An 8,831-nucleotide genomic window follows, 5' to 3' on the forward strand; every position below is an offset into this window, starting at 1 on the left:
AAAGCGACAACAAACGCTTCATGAACGAAATGTGTGATGAGCCGAGCGGCGATTTTTCCCTAACCGATATCGAATGCGTCGATCTGGCAAAAAGCTTTGGGCCAAGTCAACGCTTTGACATCCTTGAAGAACGGTGCATCGGGCACCGACCTTTTCCGACGTCCTGGAAATGATCGGCAGCGTAAGGCTGTCGATCCAAACGTTCCTTGCCAGCCGCCGGCGGACAACCCAAATTACTAGCCAAGACCGGTCATTGTGGAATCGGCCCCTTTTCAGTCATTTAAAGGCCCTGGCTCAGTGATCACCAGGACCACAGTAACAACTAGAAGGCGCTAGACGATGCATATCCATGGCTATTGGAAATCTCACTACAATGCCCGCCTTGAATGGATGCGAACCTTCGGCCCGTTGGGCAGTTGACACCAATACCCTGAATATAGTGATGATCCCCTTTGTTGTTCATGGGAGGGGGACTTTTTTGGGGGACGATATCGAGATACAGAAAATACCTCCTTTCCCATCAAGAGGCCTGGTAATTGCGTCGGCTAACATGCTGAAGGCGGAGGGCCACGCGGGCTTCAAGGCCATGCGTTTAGAGTGGGATCTTCTTGATACCGACGCTGGAGAGGGGGCCGGTTTGGCCGAGCGTGCAACTTCTTTGGCGACATACGCACTGGGACATCCAGAGTTACGCACCCCCGAAGGTACATCTTTGCAGTCCGAGATTGTTGCTCGCGCCGGCGGCATTTACCGCAGCGGTTGGATGACCAATATCGGTGAGAAGGAGCGGAATGCCTTCAAGAAACACTCCAATGAGGCGGGCACTATGAATGATGTTTCAGAAACCGGAACGATCTCTATGGCACCCGGGAACGAGGCATATGCGCGGAATTTCGCAGACAATAATCCGAGGCCGATCATGCCGAAATCCAACAAAGTGTTCATTATACACGGTCACGATGAAGGAGCCTTGCAAAGCTTGGCCAGATTTCTGGAGAAGTTTAAACTGGGGGTCATTATCCTCAAGGAGCAGCCGAACCAAGGTCGAACAATTATCGAGAAATACGAGGCTTGTGCCGAAGATGTCGGTTTCGCCGTGGTGCTTTTGACACCCGACGATGTCGGCTCGGCCGCGAGAGCGAGCAATCAAGGACAGCGTGCCCGCCAGAATGTCATTTTCGAACTCGGCTATTTCGCTGGAAAACTGGGCCGTGGAAGGGTGTGCCTGTTGCGCAAAGGTGATGTTGAAATCCCGTCTGACCTATTTGGGATCGTTTACATCGACATGGATCCCGCCGAGGGATGGAAGACCGCCCTTGTAAAGGAGCTCAAGGCGGCCAAGCTGGATTTTGATCCCAATAGGATGTGGCAGTGAGCCAAACGACAGCGTCGCTGCCGACCTCAGGCTCACGCAAGCACTCGAGGCAGCAACATTGTACTCGTCAGCAGAAAAAATAAAAACAATGTGAAACACACGAGTTGCGAAACAATCTGATGAGGTTTGAGCCGGAACCAGAAGCCGAGGCCTGTGACTATCCCAACCGTGTTCCCAAGGAGATCCCAAGCGGTTATTTGCTGCCAGCGGATAAGCGACAGGACAACCGTAAAAAAGATCCAAAACACCCCGAGGCACACTACGAGACGTTCCGCCCAATCCAGCTGTTCTTTGGTTGAGGGCGTTCTTCTAAACTTCTCGAACTTGTTCCACAGGTGGCCCATTTTTCCATCCTAAATTTTCTCGGCAAACCTCCACAATCTGCGCACTTAATTATTGGTCTATCCGGGAGGAACGATGGGCGCTCTCTGCTGCAACGTGGCAATTATCCTTTACGAAACCCAAGACGGGCGGTTAATTAAGTGACACTGATGATCGATCGCGCAGAAAATTGCTGAACCGCTTACAGTTACTTGGAAAATCAGGAGAGCATGCGCCCTTAGCTTTCCAAGACCTTGCAGCCGATCCCTATTTCAATTTCTATGAAACGAATCGGGTGGCAGGCTTGCCGCGGACAGGATCAGTGAGAATGACATGGCACTTCGGGAAGATGAACAAGCTGCAGCAATAGCCGCCGACTGGGGTGTCGATGTCGAACTACTTGAGGATAGTGACTGGGAAATTGATTCCATCGACGGAAACGATGGCGAAGTGTACGGCTATCTAGTCCGCTTTGCCGACGACACCGCTCCGGAAACGCTCGCCCGGTTAGGCCTCGGGCTGGCCGTGTTTGAGCGTCGAGTCAGTATCAACGCTTTTGATGAAGCGGAACCAGATGAACCGGATGAGCGGGGCATTTCACGCCTCGGGAGTACAGCGACTCTCGCCGGCTCCTCCTTTGCAGGAAATTCGTTCGCCGTGGGCAATGGAGCGCAACGCCAGCCCCTTGAAGACGATAATGAAGAGTACGACGGCATCTCCTCGGTAGAGGAGCCTCTTCCCGATATCTCGGATTTCTTCGATGAGGACGAAGACGAAGAATTCATCCCTCCAACGCAGCGTTCGAACGACGACCGGCGCTCCTACTATATCGCGGACTCTCGATATACGCCCTCGCGGTTTCGAAAGCTGGCACGAGGCCGGAAAATCCAGGCAATGGTTCAATGGTTTCACGACCATTATGAGGACCCAGCAGTTCGCACCCCCTACGAGAGTGCCGAAGGTGGCTACCAGTGGATCTGGGGTGGACCGTACGATGCGCGCGAACAGATCCACGATCAATTTTCAGACCTTGCCGCAGAAGATATAATCGAGGCGGCAACACAGGAGGTCGAGAAGGACGGTCTGGTCGTCTGGGCGCCGAAAGAGAAGCCGGACGACTATGACCAACCTCAGTTTGATTTTACCGCCCCCCCTGCAAGGTGGCTCTGCAGGCAACAATTTCCGCGATGCCAACTTTTCCAACCTGGCGTTTGACCCCGGCGCGGTAGCCGGCCCCGTCAGGCCCGGCGACGAGCTCGAGGCACTTAAATCCGAAATGCGCGAACGCCTCGATAGCCTCGAAGTACTAATACGGCCGCAACTGAGCTTCGCGGCTAACAGGGGGCATAATCAGCCGCCCGAATTGCTCGAGATCGAGCGTCATATTTCTCAGGATCGCTTCCAGGACGTTGTTGCCGCCATCTCCGAAATCCGCCAGGAGAGCGAAAGGCTTACGCCACAACTTATCGATATCGTCGAGAAGGTTTCGCTGTTTCGGCGGATCGCTCAGTTCATCAAAACCGGTCCAGGCTTCGTGATGGGTGCGGCGGTATCGGGCATCATCGGGGATGCTGCGGTCGATGCATACAAGGCACATCAGCACCAGATCTATGAAGCACTCGTCCTCGCCTCGGATGCGGTAATGGCCTGGGTCAATCACCAACTTCCTTTCTGATAAACTTGGAAACTGCGAGATCGGACTGGGGCATAAGTCAACAGCGTGGCAAATTCCTGAGCTATCTCCGTGAGCGCAGACCCCAGACCGCACGGTGTCATACAAACTACCCTTCGATGTCGATGTAAGAGATACGGTTCTGCGTCTATCTGCGACCGCTAAGGACATTGCTTTGAAGAATTTGCGAGCAAATGCTTCAATCGTCCAGAGAGCGCCTCTCTTTTCCTGGTTTCGCATTCCCAAATCACTTCGACACGCCACCCAAGGCGTTCGAGATCGGCTATGTTTCGATGATCACGTGCCATATTGGCGTCGAACTTCTCACGCCAAAAATCCTGACGCGTCTTCGGCATAGAGGCCATTTTGCAATTCTCGTGCCGGTGCCAGAAGCACCCATGCACAAAGAGGGCGACATTTCTCGACGGCATGACGATATCGGGACTTCCCGGCAGATCTCTGCGATGCAAGCGAAAACGTCCGCCAAGCTCATGCAGTTTACGACGCACGATCAATTCGGGCTGGGTGTCTTTACCCCTCACCTTGGACATCAGTGCAGATCGCATCGGATCGGTCGTCATTGCCAATTCCTAAAGCGCGGAAGGAATAGCATTTGAATGCGTTTCAAACTTGGCGACTGTTCGGAGCTATTTGTTTCCGTATCAGTGCTTCGTGTCTGGCGAACGATATTTCGCGACGTGTTCAGAGAACAGCTCACCGATTACTTCTCCAAGTTTTACCGGAACGGCATTCCCAATCAACCGTCCAAGCTTATCGAAGCTGGCGCTTTTTTCGTCCGGCAAGAAAGAGTAGCCTTTTGGGAATCCTTGAAGCATTGACGCCTCACGTAGGCTGATAGCGCGATCCTGTTGCGGATGTCCGAACCGACCATTGCCGTATCCAAAGCACTGGGTCGTTATCGTGGGCGCCGGCGCGTCCCATCTCATGCGCCCATACACAGAAGGGTATGTCGCGCCGGTTTCCTTGAGATGACACGACGATCGCAAATCTTCAGGCCAGTCGCGCCAGGTGCCTCCCGGTACGGAATGACGGATCCTTTTCAAATTCACGCTGCTCAGCTTGCTCGCGCGATGCAGCGGATCCTTTGGATCTTGCCCGCCGGCCGCTAATTCCGGAAGGTCCCCGATCACCGATTGGACTGTTCGGAGTGGTTTTTCGAATTCGGGAATGGTTATGGGGCCAAGTCGCGATGCAACAAGCACAAGCCGCTTACGGGTTTGTGGCAGACCAATTGTTTGACATTCGACTACGCGCCAGTCGACCCAATAGCCTTTCAGTTTTTTTAGAAACAGATCGAAGACCGGTTGCTGCGCCAGAGGTGGGACGTTTTCCATCGTCACCAGGTCGGGTTGGACCTGCTCGATAAGATCGCCGAAATGCTCAACAAGTCGCCAGTCCTTGCTGCGGGTATCTCCCGCCGCGTCGCCGTGTTTCTGTTTTGCAGACCGAGAGTAGGTCGAAAAAGGCTGACAAGGCGCACATCCTGCAAGGAGGCTTACCTTAGCGCCTTCAAAGACACCCGCTACGATATTGGGATCGAGCGACGCAACGTCGGCCTGCAAAAATACGGCTTTAGAATTTTTCTCGATCGGGTGTGCGCAGTCTGGGTCGATGTCGACACCCATCCTGACGGATACTCCGGCAGACTGCAAACCGAAGGTCAGTCCACCAACCCCGCAGAACAGATCGACAGCAACAATTTCTGGGTGTTCTATTTTACGCATCGGCAGTTCTAAACTGTTTTTGAGTGATATAGTGTTCGAAGGCGGAGACCGCTAGAACAAGATAGTCGAGGGTAATCGACGCTAGTTCGGCGATGTCCGGCAGAGTCAGATCGTTTGCGCCATTCTCGAATGTCCGCCTACCGTGCGCGATGGCATTTCTTCGATCGGCTAGAAACTCGAGCGGCGTTAGATCTCGATACTTTGGCGATGCCTGAATCCTCGGAGCGATCTGAGCATTGAGCGGAAAGTTGACACCGAGCCGTCTCGAGAATTCTAAAATGACCTTGTCGGACCACGTCCCCGAAGGCTTCTTGAATTTCAGAGTTTGGATGGGTTGCCTTGCCAGCAGTTTCAAGGCCGCCCCATGAACGACGTCAAGGCGACTATCCTCGTTGCCATCGACACCGATTGCAGCATAGTGGCGAAGCCACTCCTTGACGGTAATCCGAGACCATTGCGCTGGCGGGATAGCCAGGACTTCCTTGCCTATCTCGTCGATAACCTTCGTCATAGTTGCCTCGACGACATTGTAGAGATGCACGATCAGACCGGACTTGATCGTCAGCAGATGACGTGCGGTCAAAGCCATCTCGCCGATCGAGATCGTATCTCCTTCGATCAATCGCCTGTCCAGCGCCGTCGCGAAGGCAAGGTGCCCGTCGAACTCTTGCCGTCGCTCCACTAGGGTCACTTGAAGGTCGCTCATTCTGCCAACAGGACCGATCTGCCCAGATCGATCCTTCCCTCGAGCTTCGAGCGAACATTGGCTCCATCGGAAACCACTAGCTTATCGAATCCAGCCTCCATCATCCTTGCCGCGACGACATCCGGTGCGACCTCCAGGTCCGGTCGCAGTCGCAAAGCCAATGCCGAACCGACAGCTATCGCTTCGAAGCGAACGCGCGGCACGGTGTTGGCAGTTTTAGACTTGCGAAAGCCGAGTGGGAAAGCTTCGGCTACAAAGCTCAGCATACGGGTAAACTCCTGCCGCATCGCGGGAATAATATGTTCGTCCGCTAATGCAGCTTGGTTTGCGTCTTTGAGATAGTCGTAAAGAAATTTCTTCGGACGATCGCGATAGCCTGGAAACCGGCCGTCGGGCGTGTCGTTCTTGTTGAGATAAGCAAAAAAGCGCGTCACGAGCTCTTCTCGCTCGCGCTGATTAACGGCGATCTCCGTCAATGGCGTAATCGCAGTAAACTGCTCGGACTCAGCAAGCTCCTGTATAAGACTTGTCACCGGGCCGGGGAGAGAACCTCTGCGGATCTCAGCCTCGTTCGCAGTCGTACCCATCCGATTTATGCGACCGAACATTTCCGCCCGGGTCGCAGGATCGGTATCGGTATCAAGCAGAATAGTTCGGATCGTTATATCTTCCAATTTGTTCTGACGGTCGCCTGGGAGGTCGGCAAACGAGAAACCATTCAGCTCTGGAATCAAAACGAGATCTCGAAGCCGCAGGTTTTCCTTCAAGAATGCGCGCATAGCGCGCATGCGTTGCGAGCCGTCTACGATCTCCATGCGACCTTCGGACGTTTGATAGAAAAACATGAACGGAATCGGCAGACCGACGATCAAGGACTCGATAAACTGCGACTGTTGTTCGCCGTTCCAAGCAAGGTTACGTTGGTACTCGGGCACAAAGTAGCGATCGGTGGTATCATCCTTGAACCGACTTACATACATCGAGACCGGATATTCGGCGACGTTGAATTTAACCTGCTTGGAAACGGCAATGACGGCTTGCTCGGCTGCAAGCTTCGCCTCTTCGCTGATTACTTTGCTCTTTTTCGCCTTGGCCATGGTCTTACGTCGTCTCAATTTAAATTTTCTAATACTGGAAAATCATGCACAATTATGCATGATTCTACCAGCGCTTAGCAGAAATGAGTTGTGGGCTAGTCGAACCATTTGAATGCGCCAATATCTCTCTATCCGGAACCAACGTCCTTCCAAACGACTGGCCCTTGCTCTTGGATTTGATATCGTCTGCAGCCTTTTTCTTAATCACCCCCCCCTCCCCGTCATCTCTCTGAGGCCGAGTTCCAAAACGATCCGCCGGGCCGCCTGCGGCGTCATTTCCAGCGTCTTGGCCACCATCCCGGCCGACACCAGTGGTTTTGCCATCACCAGCTCGACCAGCTCCAGCAGCTTTGAAGACGTCCGGCGTCCGTCCAGCTTTCGCTCGAACATCGCGCGCGCCAAAGCCAGCCGGTCATGCTCTTTCAGACCGAGTTCGGCGGCCGCGATCAGGCCGTGCGCGATGGCGAGCAACCGGGTCTCCCGATCACGATGCCGGCGCCGATCGACCGGAATAGTTTTCAGGCCAAGGTTGATGGCGGCGAGATGCGCGCCGGCTTGGCGCAGGAGCGACGCAGCGAACAACCGGCCGAGCCAGGGCGCATGCTGAAGGACGGAGAGTTCGTTCCAGGCATCGAGGGCGACGATGGCCTGTAGCACCGCCGGCAGATGTTCTGCTTGCCGCAACACACCGGGCCATTCGTCGAGCCTCGCGTCTTCGTCCCAATCGAGATCGTAGATCATCGGATCTTTTTCGGCAGCACCGCTGCCCGCGGCGCGGCCGGGCCGTGTTGCGCTCTCGATTGCCGCCTCCGATCGGGCCAGCACTACATCGATTGCGGCGTAGTCCACGCCGGGTAGACTTTCTACGTCCTCGACGACGTCCCCCTCCCCTTCCTGATCGATCGCGACCGCCCGCCGGATGGCATCGGCGGTCGCCGCCTCGCCTGTGTCGGCCGATGTGATCTCGGAGGTTTTCTGCAGCGTCCGAATGCCGTCGGCGGACAGCACCCAGCCGGGGAGTTGGGCTGCAATCCGACGGCGGGTGCGCAACACGTCGCGGGCGATGGTGAGTTCGTGGATTGGAGTGCGGATATCGCGGGTGGCGTCGTGCAGCACGAGGTCTTCGAGGTGCACCAGTTCACCATCGATCCACAGCGAAGCGCAGGCGTCAGCGAAATGCATGCGCTCGATCCAGCCCGCGCCGACCGGCGAGCGGGCGATATGTTCGTCGAGGCGGGTCCATGCACTCGTTGCGTCCGAGATCGGCCGCAACAGACTCTGGATGGGCAATTTTGCGAGATCGTAAGCCATTGAAATCACGGTGAATGGTTTGCTAAACGAAAACTATATGGCCATTAAGATTCATTAGTACCGATGGTCTGTAGTTGCGCTTTTAATCATCGATAACTAACAAGTATCGATTGCCAGGCTCGGTGAGATCCGCAGACCACCTCATCGTCAAAACGCATATCTTCTGAGGTTTCGCCTATCTTGGCTGCTTCTAGAGCATGTCCATTTCGCCTTATCGGCATATACAACTGTTCGTTTTCTTGCGTCTTGCGTGTTTGTACATGCTGGATTTACTGAGGTTTTTCCTGATGGTTTCGCCCGCGAAACGGTGTGGTTGGCGCGCCATATCGGTCTCATTCCAGCTGCCCTTTGACCAGTCTGACATGGGTGCCGTTGGCCCTGAGCTGGGCGAGCAGCATCGGCCAGACGGAGAATTCGCCCTTGGCCGCCTTGTCGGTGAGGGAGCGCAGATACCCGCCCGCCGAATTGATCTGATCAGCCCTTTGCAGGATGCAGGCCATGGCAATGGCGGCGTTTTCCTGGCCGAGCACCGCACAGGCCTCCTCATAGGCGGACGGGCTGACGCCGAGCATGGAGCGCACGACAATGGCCGCGCCCATCAGTT

The 8,831-nt window shown here is 54.8% G+C and carries 9 protein-coding genes; 3 read left to right on the forward strand and 6 right to left on the reverse strand.

The genetic code is table 11. From position 1 onward, the window contains the following. The first annotated feature begins 373 nt into the window (after nt 1-373). From RDL77_RS07405 to RDL77_RS07415, 3 genes are all read left to right on the forward strand, one after another. Nucleotides 374-1,375, forward strand: coding sequence for a nucleotide-binding protein (locus RDL77_RS07405; protein ID WP_288192375.1), 1,002 nt, complete (start codon nt 374-376; stop codon nt 1,373-1,375). Between the two features lie 654 nt (nt 1,376-2,029). After that, nucleotides 2,030-2,911: a hypothetical protein gene (locus tag RDL77_RS07410; RefSeq protein WP_288192376.1), complete on the forward strand. Its 882-nt coding sequence runs from the start codon at nt 2,030-2,032 to the stop codon at nt 2,909-2,911. Further along, nucleotides 2,817-3,371 (forward strand): hypothetical protein, encoded by a 555-nt coding sequence (locus RDL77_RS07415; protein WP_288192377.1) that lies wholly within the window; start codon nt 2,817-2,819, stop codon nt 3,369-3,371. Before RDL77_RS07410 ends, RDL77_RS07415 begins: the two co-directional genes overlap by 95 nt. 158 nt (nt 3,372-3,529) lie before the next feature. Here RDL77_RS07415 and RDL77_RS07420 read toward each other — a convergent pair whose 3' ends face one another. The 6 genes from RDL77_RS07420 to repC form a co-directional block, all read right to left on the reverse strand. Beyond that, the gene (locus tag RDL77_RS07420; protein ID WP_288192378.1) at nt 3,530-3,949 is read right to left on the reverse strand and encodes a very short patch repair endonuclease; all 420 of its coding nucleotides are present in this window, start codon (nt 3,947-3,949) and stop codon (nt 3,530-3,532) included. 81 nt (nt 3,950-4,030) lie between these two features. Continuing rightward, on the reverse strand, nt 4,031-5,113 hold the full coding sequence (locus tag RDL77_RS07425) for a DNA cytosine methyltransferase (RefSeq protein ID WP_288192379.1): 1,083 nt from the start codon (nt 5,111-5,113) through the stop codon (nt 4,031-4,033). Then, complete coding sequence (locus RDL77_RS07430; RefSeq protein WP_288192380.1) at nt 5,106-5,819, reverse strand: MAE_28990/MAE_18760 family HEPN-like nuclease; 714 nt, start codon at nt 5,817-5,819, stop codon at nt 5,106-5,108. The genes RDL77_RS07425 and RDL77_RS07430 overlap by 8 nt, the downstream gene beginning before the upstream one ends. Further along, a complete protein-coding gene (locus tag RDL77_RS07435) occupies nt 5,816-6,916 on the reverse strand; it encodes a DUF262 domain-containing protein (protein ID WP_288192381.1) in 1,101 nt (366 codons plus the stop codon). The genes RDL77_RS07430 and RDL77_RS07435 overlap by 4 nt, the downstream gene beginning before the upstream one ends. 204 nt (nt 6,917-7,120) lie before the next feature. After that, complete coding sequence (locus RDL77_RS07440) at nt 7,121-8,227, reverse strand: RHE_PE00001 family protein (RefSeq protein ID WP_288192382.1); 1,107 nt, start codon at nt 8,225-8,227, stop codon at nt 7,121-7,123. A 332-nt stretch (nt 8,228-8,559) separates the two neighbouring features. Further along, on the reverse strand, nt 8,560-8,831 hold a 272-nt coding region (gene repC, locus RDL77_RS07445), incomplete at its 5' end, for a replication initiation protein RepC (protein ID WP_288192383.1).

Source organism: uncultured Phyllobacterium sp. (assembly GCF_902479695.1).
Taxonomy (GTDB): Bacteria; Pseudomonadota; Alphaproteobacteria; order Rhizobiales; family Rhizobiaceae; genus Phyllobacterium; species Phyllobacterium calauticae.

Coding starts and splice junctions, on each gene's coding strand:
- RDL77_RS07405 (WP_288192375.1), top strand. CDS start 374: ATGCCCGCCTTGAATGGATGCGAACCTTCGGCCCGTTGGGCAGTTGAC.
- RDL77_RS07410 (WP_288192376.1), top strand. CDS start 2,030: ATGGCACTTCGGGAAGATGAACAAGCTGCAGCAATAGCCGCCGACTGG.
- RDL77_RS07415 (WP_288192377.1), top strand. CDS start 2,817: ATGACCAACCTCAGTTTGATTTTACCGCCCCCCCTGCAAGGTGGCTCT.
- RDL77_RS07420 (WP_288192378.1), bottom strand. CDS start 3,949: ATGACGACCGATCCGATGCGATCTGCACTGATGTCCAAGGTGAGGGGT.
- RDL77_RS07425 (WP_288192379.1), bottom strand. CDS start 5,113: ATGCGTAAAATAGAACACCCAGAAATTGTTGCTGTCGATCTGTTCTGC.
- RDL77_RS07430 (WP_288192380.1), bottom strand. CDS start 5,819: ATGAGCGACCTTCAAGTGACCCTAGTGGAGCGACGGCAAGAGTTCGAC.
- RDL77_RS07435 (WP_288192381.1), bottom strand. CDS start 6,916: ATGGCCAAGGCGAAAAAGAGCAAAGTAATCAGCGAAGAGGCGAAGCTT.
- RDL77_RS07440 (WP_288192382.1), bottom strand. CDS start 8,227: ATGGCTTACGATCTCGCAAAATTGCCCATCCAGAGTCTGTTGCGGCCG.